We start from the raw sequence: 19806 nt of genomic DNA on the forward strand, positions 1-19806 counted from the left end.
TCGGACGGTGCCTGTCACGCCGTCCGAGCGTGCAAGACTACAACACGCTCGCGCCTTCGTGCTGGAAGCCGAGATAGCTCGCCGCCACGCGCTCGTTCGCGGCGATGTCGCTCGCCTTGCCGCTGAGCACGAACTCGCCGAGCTCCATCACATAGGCCTGGTCCGCGATCTTCAGCGCGGCCTGCGCGTTCTGCTCGACCAGCAGAACGGAGACGCCGGCTGCGCGCAGCTCGGTGACGATGCGGAAAATGTCAGCGACGATGATCGGGGCGAGGCCGAGGCTCGGCTCGTCCAGCATCAGGAGCTTCGGCTCGCCCATCAGCGCGCGGCCCATCGCCAGCATCTGCTGCTCGCCGCCGGACAAGGTTCCGGCGAGCTGCTTGCGCCGCTCCTTCAGCCGCGGAAACAGCGTGTAGACCCGCTCCATCGATGCTTTCGCCTTGCTCCGCTCGATGCGGAAGGCCCCTAACTCGAGATTGTCCTCGACATTCATGGTCACGAACAATTCGCGGTGCTCCGGCACGAGCCCGAGCCCCATCGCGACGCGGTCCTCGATGTCGAGCCGGGCGAGATCCTGACCGGCGAAGGCGACGCGGCCCTTCAGCGGCAGGATGCCCATGATGGCCGAGAGCAGCGTGGTCTTGCCGGCGCCGTTGGCGCCGACGATGGTGACGATCTGGTTCTGGCCAACCTCGAGCGAGACCGAGCGCACAGCCTCGACCTTGCCGTAGGCGACATGGGCGTCGGTGACGGACAACAGCGCGCTCATGCCGCCACTCCGAGATAGGCCTTGATCACTTCGGGATTGGTCTTGATCGTGGCGGGCGTGCCTTCGGCGATCTTGGTGCCGAAATCGAGCACCACGATGCGGTCGGCAAGGTTCATCACGAAACCCATGTCGTGTTCGACCAGAAGCACGCTCATGCCGCCGTCGCGCAATTCGCGCAGCAGCGCGGCAAGCCGCTGCTTCTCCATGTGGCGCAGGCCCGCGGCCGGCTCGTCGAGCAGCAGCAGCATCGGATCGACGCACAGCGCACGCGCGATCTCGACGATGCGCTGCTGGCCGAGCGAGAGCGAGCCTGCGAGCTGGTGCATCTGGTCGGCAAGGCCGACGCGCTCGATCTGGCGGGCGGCTTCCGCCAGCAGCTTGGCCTCGTCGGCGCGATCGAGACGCAGCATCGAGGAGATCGGGCCGGAATGGCCGCGCAGATGCGCGCCGATCGCGACGTTCTCCAGCACGGTCATGTCGGGGACCAGCTTGACGTGCTGGAAGGTGCGGGAAATGCCGAGCTTGACGATCTCCTGCGGCGGCGCCTTGTCGACCTTCTTGCCGAGCACCGAGATCGAGCCTGATGTCGCCGACAGCACGCCGGTGATCAGGTTGAACGTCGTGCTCTTGCCGGCGCCGTTCGGCCCGATCAGCGCGACGATCTCGCGGGCCTGGACGTCGAAGGAAACGTTGTTGACCGCGACCACGCCGCCGAATTGTTTTCGCGCCTTCTCGACCTGGAGCAGCACGCCGGCCTCGGCGGGCGCGCGGCTGCGCTGTTCGAGCTTCAGCGAGGTGTCCGGTTTCCTGCCGCCGGTCCGCTCCGGCAGGAACGACATCAGCCAGGGCCAGAGGCCGCCGGGCGCGAGCTGCAGCAAAGCCACCAGCATGATGCCGAACACGATGGTCTCGACCTGGCCGGAGCCCGGCAGGATCAGCGGCAAATAGCTTTGCAGCACCTCTTTCAGCACCACGACGATCGCCGCGCCCAGGACGCCGCCCCAGACATAGCCGGCGCCGCCGACCACGGCGATGAAGAGATATTCAATGCCGGCCTGCGCGCCGAACGGCGTCGGGTTCACTGCGCGCTGCAGATGGGCGTAGAGCCATCCCGAAAGACCGGCGAGCACGGCGGCATGGATGAACACCAGCAGTTTTGCCCGTGGCGTATGCACGCCAAAGGCCTCGGCCGCGACATGGCCGCGGCGCAGCGCGCGGATGGCGCGGCCGGTGCGGGAGTCCAGCAGGTTCATCGTCAGCAGCGCCGAGAGGATCACGGCGACCCAGATCGCGTAATAGATCGAGCCGGGCGAGAGCATCTTGAACGTGCCGACCGACAGCGGCGGGATCGCCGAGATGCCGTCGTTGCGCCCGAGGAATTCCAGCTTGCTGAACAGGTAGAACAGCCCGAGCCCCCAAGCGAGCGTGCCGAGCGGCAGATAGTGGCCGGAGAGGCGGACCGTGATCAGTCCGAGCAGCACCGCGAACAGGCCGCTGACCACGAGCGACAGCGGCAGCGTCAGCCACGGCGACAGGCCATAGGCCGTCGTCAGCACGGCCGTGGTGTAGGCGCCGAAGCCGACGAAGGCCGCCTGACCGAACGAGGTCAGGCCGCCGACGCCGGTCAGCAGCACGAGGCCCATGGCGACGAGGGCCGCAAGGCCGATATTGTCGAGCAGCACGATCCAGAACGGCGGCATGCCCGGAACGAACGGGATCGCCGCCATGACCAGCGCGAAAACGAGGATGGGAAGCCGGCTCTGCATGCGCGTCAGTCCTTCTCTTCCTCGACCGCGGGCGCGGCGAGCGAGCGCAGCAGCAGCACGGGGATCAGCAGCATGAAGACGATCACTTCCTTGTAGTTCGAGGCATAGAAGGACGAGAACGCCTCGACGATGCCGACGACCAGCGCCGCGACGGCGGTGAGGGGGTAGCTGACAAGGCCGCCGATGATCGCGGCGACGAAGCCCTTCAGGCCGATCAGGAAGCCCGAGTCGTAATAGAGCGTCGTGATCGGCACGATCATGATGCCCGAGAGCGCACCGATGACCGAGGCAAGCAGGAAGGCGATCTGTCCCGACAGCGTGGTGCGGATGCCGGCGAGCCGCGCGCCCAGCCGGTTCACGGCGGTCGCACGCAGCGCCTTGCCGTAGAGCGTCAGGCCGAAGAACAGCCAGAGGCCGACGATGAAGGCGATGGTGATGGCGTAGACGGTGATGCTCTGGCCGGTGAAGCGCAGCGCGCCGGCGGTGAACGCGCCGGACAGCACGGCAGGTCCGCGCTGGCCTTCGGCGCCGAAGAACAGCAGGCCGAGGCCCTGCAGCGCGAGGTGGACGCCGACGGATGCGATCAGCAGCACCAGCACGGAGGTGTGCGCCAGCGGCTGAAAGGCGATGCGGTAGAGATACACGCCGATCATCGCGACGATCACCAGCGACAGCGCGATGCTGATCGCGACCGGAGGCTTCTGCGCGGCGAAGTAGATGGTCAGCGCCAGCACGATCGCCGGCAGCATGATGTTGGTGACGAAGCTGCGGACGACCAGCCGCCCATGCAGCGCCTTGCGCGCCACGAACAGGTCGAACGCGAAGGCGCCGATGCCCAGTGCCAGCGCGAGCTTGGCGGTGCCCGGCATCTGGCCGGCCGCCAGCGAGGCATAGGTCAGCGCGCCGTAGGTGACGAATTCGCCCTGGGGGATGAGGATGACGCGGGTGACGGCGAACACCAGCACCAGCGCCAGGCCGAGCAGCGCGTAAATCGCGCCATTGGTGATGCCGTCCTGCACCAGGAACAGCATGATGGTGGTGTTCAAGACCGGACGCTCCCCCTCAAGATAAGGGACCGGCCGCCGCAATTGCGGTGGATGGTCCCCCTCACAGCCATTGAAATACGCTGACGATATTTGATATGGTCCATAACAATTATCAAATATAACATCAAGGGTGGGGAACGACCCGTCCCGAATTTAGCGGGATTACGAGCACGAGGCGATGACCGTTTCCAAGAGCGCGGAAAAGACCGCTGAGAAGTCCTCCGAAAAACCCGCCGACGCGGCCAAGGGCCGCAAGGATGCGGGCGAACCGCAGGCCGAAGCCCTCCAGCTCGGGGAGTTGTCCGAACAGCTCGGCTATGTCCTGAAACGTGCGCAGCTCAAGGTGTTCGAGAACTTCCTGCGCTGCATGGCCTCGCTGCAGCTGACGCCCGCGCAGTTCTCGGTGCTGCTGCTGGTCGAGAAGAACCCCGGCCGTAACCAGACCGAAATCGCCTCGACGCTCGGCATCCTCAGGCCGAATTTCGTGGCCATGCTCGACAATCTCGAAAGCCGCGACCTTTGCGCGCGGATCCGCTCCACCAACGATCGCCGCTCGCACATCCTGGTCCTGACCGACAAGGGCAAGGCCGTGCTGGCGAGGGCGAAAAAGCTCGTCGCCACCAAGCACGAGGCGCGGCTCAACGACCTGCTCGGCCAGGCCAACCGCGAGGCCCTGATCGAGATGCTCTCGAAGATCGCCAACGAGTTTTGAGCCCACTGTCATCGCCCGGCTCGACCGGGCGATCCGGTATTCCAGAGACGGCGCGGCTGGAGCCGAGACGCCGCGGCGTACTGGATTCCCCGCCGGAGCCTGTCGTCGGGCTCGCCGAAGGCGAGACCCGGTGGCGGGGAATGACATCGTCGTTGGGTTCGCTCTCTATCCGCCGTCATGCCCGGGCTTGTCCCGGGCATCCACGTTCTTCCCAGCGTCCGGCGGCGCGTGGATGGCCGGGTCAAGCCCGGCCATGACGGAAGAGACGTCGGTGGCTCAATCCACCAGAATCACCCTGATGTCGTTCACGTTGGTCAGCGTTGGCCCGGGCTGCAGCAGATCCCCCGTCGCCTCGAAGAACGTCGTCGCGTCGTTGTTGTCGAGATAAGCCTGCGGCTGCAGCCCTTGCGCCTGTATCTTCGCGAACGTCGCCGCGTCGATCAGCGCGCCGGCGGGATCGGTCGGGTGGCCGGCGCCGCCGTCGGCGCCGTCGGTGTCGCCGGCGAGCGCCGAGATGTCGGGCGTGTCTTTCAGCAGCGCGGCCAGCGCCAGCGCGTATTCCTGGTTGGGGCCGCCGCGGCCATTGCCGCGCACGGTGACCGTGAGCTCGCCGCCGGAGAGGATCGCGATGCGCTTGCCTTGCGCGCGGGCGGCAAGCGCAAGCTTGGCATGTTCGGCCGCGACCTCGCGTGCCTCGCCCTCGAGATCGGCGCCGAGGTCGATGGTCTCGTAGCCCGCCTCCTTCGCGAGCTTCACCGCGGCGTCCAGCGATTGCTTGGGCCGTGCGATCAGCTCGAACGAGGCGCGCGCGAAGGCGGCATCGCCGGGCTTGGCGCTCTCATTGGCGGGATCGTCGAGCGCGCGGCGCACGGCATCGTCGATCGCGAGCTTGTACTTCGCGACGATCGCGCGGGCGTCGGCCAGCGTGGTCGGATCGGGCACGGTGGGGCCGGAGGCAATCGCGGAGGGATCGTCATGCGGCACGTCGGAGATTGCGAGCGTGACGATCTCGGCGGCATTTTTGCCGGCGCGCGCAAGACGGCCGCCCTTGATCCGCGAAAGATGCTTGCGCACGACGTTCATCTCGCCGATCGGCGCGCCCGAGCGCAGCAGCGCCTTGTTGACCGCCTGCTTCTGCGCAAAGCTGATGCCGTCCACGGGCGCGATCCAGTTCGCCGAACCGCCGCCGGTGAGCAGCACCAGCAGGAGATCGTCGGGGCCGGCCTCGCCTGCAAGCGCGAGCGTGTCGGCCGCGCCCTTGAGGCCGGCTTCGTCAGGCACGGGATGGCCGGCCTCGACCACGCGGATGCGGCGCGTCGGCACGCCGTAGCCGTGACGCGTGGTGGCAATGCCGACGAGGCGCTCCGGCGCGAGCTTGAGCGTGTCGAGATAATGCCGCTCCGCGGCCGCGGCCATCGCGCCCGCGCCCTTGCCAGCGGCGAGACAGATCACGCGCCCCTTCGGCGCGGGCCGCAAATGCGGCGCCAGGATCGTATTCGGATGGGCGGCGGCAACGGCGGCGTCGTAGAGCGCGCGGAGCAGGGGACGTCGGTCGGTCATGACGAAAGCCTTGAGCGGACGGAAGCAGGGGCGGCGAGGCCGCCACCCACATGCCTAGCGCATCATGCGGCAAAGCGTAAGCAGGCTTTACCATCATTCGATTGTGCAATCGCGTGATCATAATCGGCGAAAGCAAGCCCCCTGCGATCATCTCGCAGGGGGCTTGTTATCGTCGCATTTGTGTCTTGCTAGCCGCCGACGTCGGCGCTGATCACGTCGCCGAACAGTTCCCAGCGCTCGCCCTTGAACCTCTCGAGGCGGAGCTGGCTGATCGGCGCGAAATCGTTCGGCCCGGTGTTGATCTGGATGCCCGGCAGCAGCGCCTCGGTGCGGAAGTCCTTCATGCTGGCCGCCTGCTTCATGATGTTCTCGCGGGTGAGATTGTCACCGCACTGCTTCAGCACATGGACCAGCGTCTGCGCCACCGCGTAGCCGACGATGGTGCCCTTGTCGAGTTTGTCGCCTTCGGGGAAGTACTTGGTCATGAAGGCGAGGAATTCCTTCATGCCGGGATCGTTATTCCATTCCGGATCCGACACGTCCTTCAGATAATCGGCCGAGATGATGTCCTGGCCGTTCTCGAAGCCGGCGGGCTTCATCACGCTGCCGACCGAGGCCGAGACGTTATTGAGGAAGTGCAGCGGCTTCCAGCCGATTTCGGCGTTCTTCTTGATCGCCTGCGCCGCGAATTTTGGCGTCGTGATGTTCATGAAGACGTCGGCGCCGGTCGACTTCAGCTTGACGATGTGGTTGTCGATGGTCGGCTCGGAGGTCTCATAGCTCTCCTCCATCACGATCATCGAGGCGGCCTTCGATCCGAGGCCGTCCTTCAGGCCCTTGAGATAGTCCTTGCCGTAATCGTCGTTCTGGTAGAGCACGGCGATCTTGGCGTCCGGCTTGTTCTTCAGCAGCCACTTTGCGTAGATCTGTGTCTCGCTCTGATAGTTGGGCTGCCAGCCCATCGTCCACGGGAAGTCCTTCGGATCGTTCCACTTGGTGGCGCCGGTGGCGACGAACAGCTGCGGCACCTTCTTCGAGTTCATGTATTTGTGGATCGCCGAGTTCGGCGGCGTGCCGAGCGAGTTGAAGATAAACAGCACCTCGTCGCTCTCGACCAGCTTGCGCGCCTGCTCCACCGTCTTGGGCGGGGAGTATGCGTCGTCATAGCTGATGTAGTTGATCTTGCGGCCGTTGATGCCGCCCTCTTCGTTGATCTTCTTGAAATAGGCGGCTTCGGTCCGCCCGATGATGCCGTAGGCGGAGGCCGGTCCGCTGTAGGGCATGATGTTGCCGATCTTGATCTCGGTATCGGTCGCGCCGGTATCGTATTTCTTCTGGGCCGATGCGGTTGAGGCCGAAGCCGCAATGAGCGCGAGCGCCAGTGACGCGGCCGCAAGTTTGCCGGTGACAGCGGGCATTCCTATCTCCCTATTTTCTTGGTGTGTGTACGTCCCTTTTCTTGTGTTGCTTGTTCTTGGTGACGTGGCCGCAATTCAATACGATTTGGCAGGTGCCTTCAACAGAAAGCCCCTGCGACGGCGTCGCAGGGGCTGCTCCTTTAGTAGTCAGGGGATGGCGCACAACCTCGTGTGCGCTGCAAGAAAGCGCCGCTGTCTTGAGTTGTCTGCATTCACTCGGGCGATTTGGAGTTGAGCTGCCTCAGTGGCTCATCTCGCTCGAGATGACATCGCCGAACAGCTCCCATTTCTTGCCCTTGAAGCGCATCATCTGGAGCTGCTCGATCGGGGCAAAGTTGTCCGGCGCGGTGTTGATCTTGATGCCGGGCAGCAGCGTGTCGGGCGCGAAATCCTTGATACTGGCGGCCTGCTTCATGACGTTCTCGCGGGTGAGATCGTCGCCGCACATCTGCAGCACCTTCACCATGGTCTGGGCGGCGGCATAGCCGAACACCACGCCGGCATCGAGCTTGTTGGCCTTGGGCTCGTACTGCGCCAGGAAATTGTAGAACTTCTTCATGCCGTCATCGGCATTCCATTGCGGGTCGGAGCCGTCCTTGGTGTAGGTGGCCGACAGGATGCCTTGCGAGATCTCGATGCCCGCGGGCTCCAGCACGCCGCCGACGGAGGCGGAGACGTTGGAGATGATGTGGACCGGGTGCCAATTGATCTCGGCCGCCTTCTTGATCGCCTGCGCCGCGAATTTCGGGGTGGTGATGCTGATGAAGACGTCGGCGCCCGAAGCCTTCAGCTTCACGACGTGCTCGTCGATCGCCGGCTCCGAGGTGTCGTAGGCATCCTCCATCACGATCATCGCGGCCTTGGGCCCGAGGCCCTCCTTCAGTCCCTTCAGATAATCCTTGCCGAAATCGTCGTTCTGGTAGAGCACGCCGATCTTCGCGTCCGGCTTCTCCTTCATGATGTACTTGGCATAGATCCGCGCCTCACTCGCGTAGCTCGGCTGCCAGCCCATGGTCCAGGGATATTGCTTGGGGTCGTTCCACTTCGAGGCGCCGCTCGCCACGAACAATTGCGGCACCTTCTTCTCGTTCATGTATTTGCGGATCGCGCCGTTGGTGGAGGTGCCGAGCGAGCCGAAGATCAGCAGCACGTTGTCGCTCTCGACCAGCCTGCGCGCCTGCTCCACCGTCTTCGGCGGCGAATAGCCGTCGTCATAGGAGATGAACTTGATCTTGCGGCCGTTGATGCCGCCCTCGGCGTTGACCTTGTTGAAATAGGCTTCCTCGGTCTTGCCGATCGCGGCATAGGCCGAGGCCGGGCCGCTATAGGGCATGATGTTGCCTATCTTGACCTCGGTATCGGAAGCGCCGCTGTCGTATTTCTTTTGCGCCAGCACCGGACCCGTCATCGCGGTGCACAATGCGAGCGCGGCCGATACGGCCACAACCTGAAAACGAACGGCAGTCATTGTTCTCCTACCCCGGGCTGGATCGGCCGCATTGAACAAGATTGACGGGCGGCGTCAACAAAAAGCCCCCGCGATCGCTCGCGGGGGCCTGTCGATGACCTGGACTATGACGTCAGCGTGTCACTCGGAGGCAACGTCGCCGCTGATGATCTCGCCGAAGAGTTCCCACTTCTCGCCCTTGAAGCGCTGCATCTGCAGCTGCGCGATCGGTGCGAAGTCGGTGGCGCTGGTGTTGATCTTGACGCCCGGCAGCAGCGTGTCCGGCGTAAAGTCCTTCAGCGAAGCCGCCTGCTTCATCAGGTTGGCGCGGGTGAGGTCGTCGCCGCACATCTCCAGCACCTTGGCCAGCGTCGACGCCGCGCCATAGCCGTAGACCATGCCGGTGTCGGTCTTGTCGGCGCCGGGCAGGTACTTGTCGACGAACTCGTTCCACTTCTTCATGCCGGGGTCGTTGTTCCACTGCGGATCCGTGGAGTCCTTGGCGTAGGCCGCCGACAGCACCTCCTGAGAGGCCTCGAAGCCGGCCGGCTTCATCACGCTGCCGACCGAGATCGAGACGTTGGTCAGGATCTGGAGCGGCTTCCAGGTGAGCTCGGCGGTCTTCTTGATGGTCTGCGCCGCGAATTTCGGGGTCGCGTAGATCAGCAGCACGTCGGGATTGGCGGCCTTGATCTTGACGATGTGGCCGTCGATCGACGGCTCGGAGACCTCATAGCTCTCTTCCATGATGATCATGGACGAGGCCTTGGCGCCGAGGCCGTCCTTGGTGCCCTTGAGGTAGTCTTTGCCGAAATCGTCGTTCTGGTAGAGGATCGCGATCTTGGCGTTCGGCTTCTCCTTCATCAGCCATTTCGCGTAGATCTGCGCTTCGCTCTGGTAGGAGGGCTGCCAGCCCATCGTCCAGGGGAAGTTCTTCGGATCGTTCCACTTCGTGGCGCCGGTCGCGACGAACAGCTGCGGGATCTTCTTGGCGTTGAGGTATTTCTGGATCGCCGTGTTCGAGGGCGTGCCGAGCGGGTTGAACACGGTCAGCACCTCGTCGCTCTCGACGAGCTTGCGGACCTGCTCGACCGCCTTGGGCGGCGAATAGGCGTCATCATAGGTGACGAAGGTGATCTTGCGGCCGTTGATGCCGCCCTTGTCGTTGATCATCTTGAAATAGGCTTCTTCGGTCTTGCCGATGATGCCATAGGCCGACGCGGGACCGCTGTACGGCATGATGTTGCCGATCTTGATCTCGGTATCGGAAGCGCCGGTATCGTATTTCTTTTGAGCAAATGCCGCGCCGGAGTTGAAAGTGAGGGCCGCCGTTGCCGTGACCAGCGCGGCGGCTCGCAGTGTTCTTCCAAAAGTCAATTCGGGTCTCCTTTGTACGATGAATGGATTTCAGTTCTTCTTAAGCCTGCCTGCGAGTTGCTGGCCCATGATCGCGATCTGCCTTGCGCCATGCGGCACGAGGTAGATGACGAGGAACAACAGCACGCCGAACACGGCGCCGGAGAGGCCCTTGGAGATGCTCTCCGCCATGTTCGGCACGAAGATGATGAAGGCCGCGCCGACGAACGAGCCGGGCAGCCAGCCGACGCCGCCGACCACCATGCCGAGGAACAGCGAGATCGCGAGCGTGATGGTGTAGCTGTCGGGCGCCACGAACTGCACCGCGATGGCGCCGAGCGAGCCGGCGACGCCGGTGATCGCCGCCGACACGCCGAAGGCCAGCGTCTTGTAGAGCGCGACGTTGACACCCATCGAGGAGGCGGCGATCTCGTTGTCCCGGATCGCCATGAAGGCGCGGCCGGACCTCGAGCGCAACAGGTTCACGGAGAAGATGTAGATTGCGAGCGTCACGATGAGCGTGAAGTAGTACAGCCACATGTCCTGCGACATCGGCAGGCCGAACGGCGCGTCCGGCTTGGTGACGACGAGGCCCTGCACGCCGCCGGTCCAGTGTTCCAGGAAGTTCAGCTTCAGAAGCTGGGGCATGGCGGTGGCGAGTGCGAAGGTCGCAAGCGCGAGATAGACGCCCGACAGCCGCAGGGCCGGTTTGCCGAACAGGTAGCCGAACCCGAAGCAGACCACGGCGGAAACCGGAATGGTCAGCGCGTAGTTGATGTTGGCGTGCTCCATCAGCACCGCCGACGTATAGGCGCCGACGGCGTAGAAGGCGCTCTGGCCGAGCGAGAACTGTCCCGAACCGCCGGTCAGGATGTTCAGCGCCAGCACGGCAAGCCCGTAGATCAGGAGCATCGTCATCTGGAAGATGATGAAGTTCTTGACGAACAGCGGAACGATCAGGAGTGCCGCCAGCACCACCAGCGAGGTGCCGGTGCCCAGCGTCATGGCCCGCTTCGGAACGGCCTCGACCGCCTGATGGCCTTCGGCAACGACTTCTTCTGCTGCGCTCATGATCAAACTCGCTTGACGATGTGCCGGCCGAACAGGCCAGCGGGTTTGACGACCAGGACGGAGATGATCAGCGCGAGCGCGATCGGGAGTTTGAGTTCGTTGCCGACGCCGGGAATGTAGGTGCCGGCGAGGTTCTCGAAGATGCCGACCAGGAAGCCGCCGACCACGGCGCCGAACGGGCTGGTGAGGCCGCCGAGCACCGCCGCGGCAAAGCCGTAGATCAGCACGCCGCCCATCATGTTGGGCTCGAGGAACACGACCGGGGCGATCAGCATGCCGGCGATCGAGCCGATCGCGGTCGCCATGCCCCAGCCGAGCGCGATCATCCAGCTCGTGTTGATGCCGACGAGGCGGGCCGATTCAGGCACCGAGGCGGCCGCGCGCATGGCAAGGCCGATCCGCGTGTACTGGAAGAAGAAGTACAGGCCGAGCAGCAGCAGCACGGTGACGCCGATCATGCCGGCCTGGTGGGTCGAGATCAGCTGGCTGCCCAGGAACGGCGCGGAGCCGAACGGGGTCGGATACTGCTTGATAGTGAAGTCCCAGATCAGGCCGGCCGAGGAGTTGATGATCGCGAACAGCGCGATGAAGCCGGCGACGTTGGTCAGCACCGGCGCTTTCGCAAGCGGCTTGAACAGGATGCGCTCGATCGCGATGCCGGCGACGAAGGAGAATGCCAGCGTGACCACGAACGCCGCCCAATAGGACAGGCCCCACTGCATCAGCTGCCAGGAGATGAAGGTCGAGAACATGGCCATCTCGCCCTGCGCGAAGTTGAGATGGTCGATAGCCTGGTAGATCATGACCACGGCGAGCGCCATGCAGGCGTAGATCGCGCCCGTGGCGATGCCGGCCAGCACTTGGTTGGTGAACAGCTCCATCGTGCCGGCTCCTCAGTAACCGAGATAGGATTTGCGGATTTCTTCGTTGTTCGCGATGTCCTTGGCATTGCCCGACATCACGATGCGTCCGGTCTCGATCACATAGGCCTGGTCGGCGAGCTCGAGCGCGAGCTGGGCGTTCTGCTCGACCACCAGGATCGACACCTTGTCCTCGCGGTTGATCTTGCCGAGGATGCCGAACAGGTCGCGCACCACCAGCGGCGCGAGGCCGAAGGAGGGTTCGTCCAGCAGCATCAGGCGCGGCCGCAGCATCAGGGCGCGGGCGACCGCGAGCATCTGCTGCTCGCCGCCGGAGAGCGTGCCGGCCTGCTGCGTGTGGCGCTGCTTCAGCACCGGGAAGTGCGCATACATGCGCTCGATGTCGGAGACGATGCCGGCGCTGTCCTTGCGGGTGATGGCGCCGAGCTGGAGGTTCTCCTCCACCGTCATGGTGGTGAAGGTGCCGCGGCCCTGCGGCACATGGGCAATGCCGAACCGCACGATGCTTTCGGTCGAACGGTTGTTCAGCGGCTTGCCGTCGAACTCGATGCCGCCGGTCGAACGCACCATGTTGCAGATCGCGCGCAGCGTCGTGGTCTTGCCGGCGCCGTTGGCGCCCAGCAGCGTCGTCAGCGAGCCCTCGTTGAGCGAGAAGGACAGCCCGTGGAGCGCCTGGACCTGGCCGTAATAGGCGCGCAGGTCCTTGACGTTGAGCAGAACAGTCATTGGTCCTTGCTCCCGAGATAGGCCTTGATGACGTCGGGGTCCGCCTGCACCTGGGCCGGCGTGCCTTCCGCGAGCTTCTTGCCGAAATTCAGCGCGACGACGTGATCGGCGATCGACATCACGAGACCCATGTGATGCTCGACCAGCAGCACCGTCATGTGACGCTCGTCGCGGATTTTGCGGATGAGGTCGCCGAGCACATAGACTTCCTCGTGATTGAGGCCGCCGGCGGGCTCGTCGAGCAGCAGGATCTTCGGGTCGGCGGCGAGCGCGCGCGCCAGCTCGACGCGCTTCTGCGTGCCGAAGGGCAGCCCGGAGACGACGGTGTGGGCGACGTCATCGAGATCGAGATAGGAGAGGATCTCGTGCACCTTCTTGTTGATGTCGGCCTCGCTGCGCCGGACCCATGCCAGTCGCAGCGAGTCGCTGATGATGTCGCTCGAGGTCTTCGAATGCGCGCCGACGCGGACGTTGTCCATCACCGACAGGTTCGGAAACAGCGCCACGTTCTGGAAGGTGCGGCCGATGCCGATCTCGGCGATCCGGTGCGGCGGGCGCGTCAGGATGCTCGCGCCTTCCATCAGGATGTCGCCGGACGACGGCTGGTAGAGCCGCGAAAGGCAGTTGAAGAGCGTGGTCTTGCCGGCGCCGTTGGGGCCGATCAATCCGAGGATCTGGCCCTTGTGCATGTCAAAGGTCACGCCGTTGAGCGCGATGATGCCGCCGAACACGACGCTGACGTCGCGAACCGCGAGCAGGGGCGATGTACCCTGCGCGAGCTGTGCCTGCGTCATCTCGTCTCGCCCACACTGTTCAGTGTGCGGCGGGGCGATGCGAACCGCTCCCGATGATGAGCAAGGCTATCTGATCCCCTCGGCCACACGCGCAACTTTTCCTCCTGATTTCAGCTTTTTGCTGACTTCTTTTTTGGAATGCGGCATCAGACCCCCGAGCGCCGCTTCGATGTTCCTTACCATCGCAAGCAGACGCGGTCCAATGTCGTTGATCAAACGCTCTTCCGTGAAGCGGAATGCGGGCGCGCCGCAATTGAATGCGTAAGGCCCGGTTCCATCGTTGAGCTTGAGCGCGACGCCGGCGGCGCCGATGTCGTCGTGCCAATCGCCGACGGAAATCGCAAAGCCGTACTTCGCGACAGTCTCGCCGGAACGTTCGAGGCCATCGCGCATCTTCGGCCAGCGGCTGCCGTAATGTTCGCGCAGGATGCGCGACAATTCGGTGCGATTGTCCTCGTCGAGCGCCCAGAAATAGGCCCGGCCCATCGCGCTGGTTGCAATCGGCACGCGCGCGCCGACGTCAAGTTGAACGCCGACCGTTTCGCTGCCGCGGCTCTGTCCGAAATAGATCATGCTGTGACGGTCGCGGCCGCCGACGGCGACGGCGCCGCCGGTCGCGCGCATGACTTCCTCGCGAAACGGCTCGGACAAATGCCGAACACCGAGATTGGCCAGCGCGGCATAGCCGAGCGACATCGCGGCGGGCGCGAGCTGGTATTTCTCGAAACGGGGAACCGGCGTCAGATAGCCGAGCTTGGTCAGCGTATAGGTCAGCCGCGACACGGTGGGCTTCGGCAGATTGGTGCGGGCCGCAATCTCCTGATTGCCGAGCAGACCGTCATTGGGGTGGAATGCGCGCAATACGTCCAGTCCGCGGGAAAGCGCGACGACGAAATTCCGATCGGTCGCAGTCTTCTTTCCTGTACGCTTCATCCCTGATCTGCTTCTTGCGCGGAGTCGTTGACAAGCCACGTGCTTCAAAATAACCCTGCCGTCAAGATGCGGAATTAAATTCCGCACCGCGAAATCGAACAAAAGTAAATCCCCACCAAGGAGGGAAACCGTGAGCGAAGTGGTCAAGCTTGAGCGTCATGACGAAGTCGGGATCGTCACGGTCAATAGTCCTCCGGTCAATGCGCTGAGTGCCGCAGTGCGCGGCGGCATCCTGGAATGCATCAAGGCCGCGATCGCCGATCCCGCCATCAAGGGCATCGTGCTGACCTGCGCCGGCCGTACCTTCATCGCCGGGGCCGACATCACCGAATTCGGCAAGCCGCCGAAGCCCCCGGGCCTGAACGAGGTTCTGGCCGAGATGGAAAATTCTCCGAAGCCGATCGTGGCCGCGATCCACGGCACGGCGCTCGGCGGCGGCCTCGAGGTCGCGCTGGCATGCCACTACCGCGTCGCAGTGAAGGAAGCCAAGCTCGGCCTGCCCGAAGTGAAGCTCGGCCTGTTGCCCGGCGCCGGCGGCACCCAGCGTCTGCCGCGCGCGGTCGGGCCCGAGCTCGCCGTCAAGATGATCGTCGGTGGTGACCCGATCGGCGCCGCGGAAGCGCTCAAGAACGGCCTGATCGAGGAGATTGTCGAGGACCGCGTGTCGGGCGGCGAGGCCTTCGTACGCAAGCTGATCGCCGAGAAGCGCCCGCTGCGCCGCCTGCGCGACGACGATTCCAAGATCGCGGCGGCCAAGGCCGACCGCTCGATCTTCACCAATGCCGTCGCCGCCATGACCAAGAAGTCGCGCGGCCTGGAAGCGCCGTTCGCGGCGGCCGATGCCGTCGGTGCCGCCATCGACCTGCCGTTCGACGAAGGTCTGAAGAAGGAGCGCGAGGGCTTCCTCAAGCTCGTCGCCAGCGACCAGTCCAAGGCGCAGCGCTATGCCTTCTTCGCCGAGCGCGAGGCCAACAAGATCGCGGGCGTGCCTGAGGGCACCAAGTCGCGTCCGGTCAACCGTGTTGCCATTCTCGGCGCCGGCACCATGGGCGGCGGCATCGCGATGTCGTTTGCCAATGCCGGCATTCCCGTCACCCTGATCGAAACCGGCGAAGAGCAGCTCAAGCGCGGCATGGGCATCATGCAGAAGAACTGGGAAGCCACCGCCGCGCGCGGCGGCATCCCGGCCGACGCCCCCGCCAAGCGCATGGCGCTGATCAACGGCGTCGTCGGCATCGAGAACGTTGGCGATGCCGATCTCGTCATCGAGGCGGTGTTCGAGACCATGGCGGTGAAGCAGGAAGTGTTCGGCAAGCTCGACCAATACGTCAAGCCGGGTGCCGTGCTCGCCTCCAACACCTCGTATCTGAACATCGACGAGATCGCGAAGGCGACCAAGCGTCCGCAGGACGTGCTTGGCATGCACTTCTTCTCGCCGGCCAACGTCATGAAGCTGTGCGAGATCGTCCGCGCCGACAAGACCGCGCCGGATGCGCTGGTGACTGCGGTGACGATTGCCCGCAAAATCGCGAAGGTGCCGGCCGTGGTCGGCGTCTGCGACGGCTTCGTCGGCAACCGGATGCTCGCCCAGCGCGGCAAGCAGTCCGAGAAGCTCTTGTTCGAAGGCGCGCTGCCGCAGCAGGTCGATGCCGTCGTCACAAAATTCGGCATGCCGATGGGGCCGTTCGCGATGGGCGACCTCGCCGGCCTCGACATTGGTTGGCGCTCGCGCAAGGACCGCGGCATCAAGTCGGAGATCGCGGACGCGCTGTGCGAAGCCGGCCGCTTCGGCCAGAAGACCGGCAAGGGTTACTACAAGTATGAGCCCGGCTCCCGCTCGGCACTGCCGGATCCCGAGGTCGAGAAGCTGATCGACGAGACCTTGCTGCGCCTCGGCCGCAAGAAGCGCGTCGTCAGCGACGAGGAGATCCTCGAGCGCATGATGTACCCGATGATCAACGAGGGTGCGAAGATCCTCGAAGAGGGGATCGCGGCGCGTCCCTCCGACATCGACGTGGTCTGGCTCTACGGCTATGGCTGGCCGATCTATCGCGGCGGCCCGATGTTCTGGGCCGACACCGTCGGCCTCAAGCACATCGCCGACCGTCTCGCCTTCTACGCCAAGGAGACCAACGACCCGAGCCTCGAGCCCGCCCCGCTGCTGAAGAAGCTTGCGGCGGAAGGCAAGACGTTCGCCTCGCTCGCGGCAGCGTCGAAGGCGGCTTGATGGAGCTTCGCGCTCCAACTCTCAGTCATTCCGGGGCGCCCGCAGGGCGAACCCGGAATGTCGAGATTCCGGGTTCGGCTCTTCGAGCCGCCTCGGAATGACGGTCTGTGTAGCCTCAAGGAATCCATGACCCATCCCGGCGAACAGTTTTATCCCGAGGGCGTGCGTTGGGACGACACCATCGTCCAGGGCTCGCTCCCTGACCTGCTGTCGAAAGCTGCCGCCGATTACGGTCCGCGCACCGCGCTGGAATTCCGGGAGCGGCCGATCACCTACACCGAGCTCGCCGCCATGGCCGAGCGCGCGGCGGCGGCGTTCCTGCGCGCGGGCATCGGCAAGACCAGCTCCGTCGCGCTGTTCCTCGGCAACACGCCGGACCATCCCGTCAATTTCTTCGGCGCGCTGAAGGCCGGTGCCCGCGTCGCGCATCTATCGCCGCTCGACGGCGAGATCGCGCTGACGCACAAGGTCTCCGACTCCGGCTCGCGCCTGCTCGTCACCTCGAACCTGCAAGCCCTGCTGCCGACCGCGCTGAAATTCCTGGAGAAGGGCCTGATCGACCGCCTCGTCGTCTGCGAGGACGACAATTGGGGCAAGGTCGGCACGCCGCAGGCGGCGATCCCGGATGATCCCCGCATCGTCACCTTCAAGGCGTTCGTCGAGGGCGCGGCCGCGCCGGCGCAGTGGCCGTCCGTGACGGCCGACGACGTTGCGCTGCTGCAATATACCGGCGGCACCACCGGCCTGCCCAAGGGCGCGATGCTGACCCACGGCAATCTCACCTCAGCGGTGTCGATCTACGACGTCTGGGGCAAGCCTTCCCGTGCGGCGCGCGGCGATGTGATCGAGCGCGTGATCTGCGTGCTGCCGCTGTTCCACATCTACGCGCTCACCGTCGTGCTGCTGTCCTCGCTCAGCCGCGGCAATCTGATCTCGATCCATCAGCGCTTCGACGTCGAGGCGGTGATGCGCGACATCGAGGTCAAGCGTGCGACCTATTTCCCGGGCGTGCCGACGATGTGGATCGCGATCGCCGCGCTGCCTGACCTCGACAAGCGCGATTTCTCCTCGCTCGCGACCATCGGCTCCGGCGGCGCGCCGCTGCCGGTGGAGATCGCGAATTTCTTCGAGCGCAAGGTCGGCAAGAAGCTGCGCAGCGGCTGGGGCATGACCGAGACCTGCTCGCCCGGCACCGGCCATCCGCCGACGGGCCCGGAGAAGCCCGGCTCGATCGGCCTGATGCTGCCCGGCATCGAGCTCGACGTCGTCGCGCTCGACGATCCCAGGCGCGTGCTGCCGCCGGGCGAAGTCGGCGAGATCCGCATCAAGGGCCCGAACGTCACCAGGGGATATTGGAACAGGCCGCAAGGCTCGGCGGACGCCTTCGTCGACGGCCGCTTCCTCACCGGCGACATCGGCTATGTCGACACCGACGGCTATTTCTTCCTGGTCGACCGCAAGAAGGACATGATCATCTCCGGCGGCTTCAACGTCTATCCGCAGATGATCGAGCAGGCGATCTACACCATCCCGGGCGTGCACGAGGTGATCGTGCTCGGCATCCCCGACCAGTACCGGGGCGAGGCCGCAAAAGCCTTCATCAAGCTCAAGCCGGACGTAAAGCCGTTCACGCTCGACGAGCTGCGCACCCAGCTCACCGGGAAGCTCGGCAAGCACGAGCTGCCGGCGGAGGTCGCGTTCGTCGACGATCTGCCGCGCACGCCGGTCGGAAAATTGTCGCGCCACGAATTGCGCCAGCAGCAGAAACCGTCACAATCCACTCCCCTTGCATCAGGAGGTCGTTCTTGACCGACGCCGTCATCGTTTCCACCGCCCGCACCCCGATCGGCAAGGCCTATCGCGGCGCGCTCAATGCCACCGAGGGCGCCACGCTGCTCGGCCACGCCATCGGCGAAGCCGTCGCGCGCGCAAAGGTCGATCCGAAGGAGATCGAGGATGTCGTGATGGGCGCAGCCCTCCAACAGGGCGCGACCGGCGGCAACATCGCGCGCAAGGCGCTGCTGCGTGCAGGTCTGCCCGTCACCGTCGCCGGCACCACCATCGACCGGCAGTGCGCCTCGGGCCTGCAGGCGATCGCGCTCGCTGCGCGCTCGGTGATCTTCGACGGCGTCGAGATCGCGGTCGGCGGCGGCGGCGAGTCGATCTCGCTCGTGCAGAACGACAAGATGAACGGCTTTCACGCCCAGGATCCGGCGCTGCTCAAGATCAAGGGCGAGGTCTACATGCCCATGATCGACACCGCCGAGATCGTCGCCAAGCGCTACGGCATCTCGCGCGAGAAGCAGGATGAGTATTCTCTCGAGAGCCAGCGCCGCACCGCGGCTGCCCAACAGGGCGGCAAGTTCAAGGACGAGCTCGCGCCGATCACGACGCAGATGGCGGTCACCGACAAGGCGACCGGCGCGGTGTCGATGAAGGACGTCACGCTGTCGCAGGACGAGGGCCCGCGCCCCGAGACCACGATCGAAGGCCTCGCCGGCCTCAAGCCCGTCCGCGGCGAAGGCTTTTCGATCACCGCCGGCAATGCCAGCCAGCTCTCCGACGGCGCCAGCGCCTCGGTGATCATGAGCGACAAGGAAGCCGCCAAGCGCGGCCTTGCGCCGCTCGGCATCTTCCGCGGCTTCGTCTCGGCCGGCTGCGAGCCGGACGAGATGGGCATCGGCCCGGTCTTCGCCGTGCCGCGCCTGCTCAAGCGCCACGGCCTCACCGTCGACGACATCGGCCTGTGGGAGCTCAACGAAGCCTTCGCGGTGCAGGTGCTGTATTGCCGCGACAAGCTAGGCATCGATCCCGAGAAGATCAACGTCAATGGCGGCGCGATCTCGGTTGGCCACCCCTACGGCATGTCGGGCGCGCGCCTCACCGGCCACGCCTTGATCGAGGGCCGCCGCCGCAAGGCGAAATACGCGGTCGTCACCATGTGCGTCGGCGGCGGCATGGGCGCGGCCGGTTTGTTCGAGGTGTTGCAGTAATCGGTGTCGTCCTGGCGAAAGCCAGGACCCATACTCCGCAGCAGGAGTGTGGAACGAAGGTGGTAATGGCCCTCGTAACAACGAAGGTCGGTGGTTATGGATCCCGG

At 64.8% G+C, this 19806-nt stretch carries 16 protein-coding genes; 4 read left to right on the forward strand and 12 right to left on the reverse strand.

Annotated elements, in window-relative coordinates:
• Positions 1 to 37 precede the first annotated feature (37 nt).
• Genes A7X65_RS17385 through A7X65_RS17395 form a run of 3 tightly spaced genes read right to left on the reverse strand, consistent with a single transcriptional unit; the run spans position 38 to position 3581 of the window.
• Positions 38 to 769, reverse strand: coding sequence for an ABC transporter ATP-binding protein (locus A7X65_RS17385; protein WP_063686812.1), 732 nt, complete (start codon positions 767 to 769; stop codon positions 38 to 40).
• On the reverse strand, positions 766 to 2535 hold the full coding sequence (locus A7X65_RS40650; protein ID WP_082884968.1) for a branched-chain amino acid ABC transporter ATP-binding protein/permease: 1770 nt from the start codon (positions 2533 to 2535) through the stop codon (positions 766 to 768). Before A7X65_RS40650 ends, A7X65_RS17385 begins: the two co-directional genes overlap by 4 nt.
• Before the next feature lie 5 nt (positions 2536 to 2540).
• Entirely contained in the window at positions 2541 to 3581 is a 1041-nt protein-coding gene (locus tag A7X65_RS17395; RefSeq protein WP_063686814.1) for a branched-chain amino acid ABC transporter permease, read from the reverse strand.
• A 178-nt stretch (positions 3582 to 3759) separates the two neighbouring features.
• Here A7X65_RS17395 and A7X65_RS17400 point away from each other — a divergent pair, with 178 nt between their 5' ends.
• Positions 3760 to 4293, forward strand: a complete 534-nt coding sequence (locus tag A7X65_RS17400) for a MarR family winged helix-turn-helix transcriptional regulator (protein ID WP_063686816.1) — start codon at positions 3760 to 3762, stop codon at positions 4291 to 4293.
• Positions 4294 to 4569: 276 nt separating this feature from the next.
• Here A7X65_RS17400 and A7X65_RS17405 read toward each other — a convergent pair whose 3' ends face one another.
• The 9 genes from A7X65_RS17405 to A7X65_RS17445 all read right to left on the reverse strand — a co-directional run bounded on the left by A7X65_RS17405 (position 4570) and on the right by A7X65_RS17445 (position 14479).
• On the reverse strand, positions 4570 to 5853 hold the full coding sequence (locus tag A7X65_RS17405; RefSeq protein WP_063686818.1) for a glycerate kinase type-2 family protein: 1284 nt from the start codon (positions 5851 to 5853) through the stop codon (positions 4570 to 4572).
• Positions 5854 to 6041: 188 nt separating this feature from the next.
• Positions 6042 to 7271 (reverse strand): ABC transporter substrate-binding protein, encoded by a 1230-nt coding sequence (locus tag A7X65_RS17410; protein ID WP_063686820.1) that lies wholly within the window; start codon positions 7269 to 7271, stop codon positions 6042 to 6044.
• Between the two features lie 241 nt (positions 7272 to 7512).
• Positions 7513 to 8739 carry an ABC transporter substrate-binding protein gene (locus A7X65_RS17415; RefSeq protein WP_063686822.1) on the reverse strand — a complete coding sequence of 409 codons (1227 nt, stop codon included), beginning with the start codon at positions 8737 to 8739 and terminating at the stop codon, positions 7513 to 7515.
• Positions 8740 to 8859: 120 nt separating this feature from the next.
• Positions 8860 to 10095 carry an ABC transporter substrate-binding protein gene (locus A7X65_RS17420; protein ID WP_063686824.1) on the reverse strand — a complete coding sequence of 412 codons (1236 nt, stop codon included), beginning with the start codon at positions 10093 to 10095 and terminating at the stop codon, positions 8860 to 8862.
• 30 nt (positions 10096 to 10125) lie between these two features.
• Positions 10126 to 11145, reverse strand: a complete 1020-nt coding sequence (locus tag A7X65_RS17425; RefSeq protein WP_063686826.1) for a branched-chain amino acid ABC transporter permease — start codon at positions 11143 to 11145, stop codon at positions 10126 to 10128.
• Positions 11146 to 11147: 2 nt separating this feature from the next.
• Positions 11148 to 12026, reverse strand: a complete 879-nt coding sequence (locus A7X65_RS17430) for a branched-chain amino acid ABC transporter permease (RefSeq protein WP_063686828.1) — start codon at positions 12024 to 12026, stop codon at positions 11148 to 11150.
• A gap of 12 nt (positions 12027 to 12038) precedes the next feature.
• The gene (locus A7X65_RS17435; RefSeq protein ID WP_063686830.1) at positions 12039 to 12752 is read right to left on the reverse strand and encodes an ABC transporter ATP-binding protein; all 714 of its coding nucleotides are present in this window, start codon (positions 12750 to 12752) and stop codon (positions 12039 to 12041) included.
• The gene (locus tag A7X65_RS17440; RefSeq protein ID WP_063686831.1) at positions 12749 to 13546 is read right to left on the reverse strand and encodes an ABC transporter ATP-binding protein; all 798 of its coding nucleotides are present in this window, start codon (positions 13544 to 13546) and stop codon (positions 12749 to 12751) included. The genes A7X65_RS17435 and A7X65_RS17440 overlap by 4 nt, the downstream gene beginning before the upstream one ends.
• Before the next feature lie 66 nt (positions 13547 to 13612).
• Positions 13613 to 14479 (reverse strand): IclR family transcriptional regulator, encoded by an 867-nt coding sequence (locus A7X65_RS17445; RefSeq protein WP_063686832.1) that lies wholly within the window; start codon positions 14477 to 14479, stop codon positions 13613 to 13615.
• Positions 14480 to 14609: 130 nt separating this feature from the next.
• On the opposite strand from A7X65_RS17445, the gene A7X65_RS17450 reads away from it, so the two are divergent.
• The 3 genes from A7X65_RS17450 (at position 14610) to A7X65_RS17460 (ending at position 19699) form a co-directional block, all read left to right on the forward strand.
• Complete coding sequence (locus A7X65_RS17450) at positions 14610 to 16706, forward strand: 3-hydroxyacyl-CoA dehydrogenase NAD-binding domain-containing protein (protein ID WP_063686833.1); 2097 nt, start codon at positions 14610 to 14612, stop codon at positions 16704 to 16706.
• A 126-nt stretch (positions 16707 to 16832) separates the two neighbouring features.
• Complete coding sequence (gene pimA / locus A7X65_RS17455) at positions 16833 to 18515, forward strand: dicarboxylate--CoA ligase PimA (protein ID WP_063686835.1); 1683 nt, start codon at positions 16833 to 16835, stop codon at positions 18513 to 18515.
• The gene (locus A7X65_RS17460) at positions 18512 to 19699 is read left to right on the forward strand and encodes an acetyl-CoA C-acyltransferase (protein WP_063686837.1); all 1188 of its coding nucleotides are present in this window, start codon (positions 18512 to 18514) and stop codon (positions 19697 to 19699) included. The genes pimA and A7X65_RS17460 overlap by 4 nt, the downstream gene beginning before the upstream one ends.
• The last annotated feature ends 107 nt before the right edge of the window (positions 19700 to 19806 follow it).

It is taken from the genome of Bradyrhizobium stylosanthis, assembly GCF_001641335.1.
GTDB lineage: Bacteria > Pseudomonadota > Alphaproteobacteria > Rhizobiales > Xanthobacteraceae > Bradyrhizobium > Bradyrhizobium stylosanthis.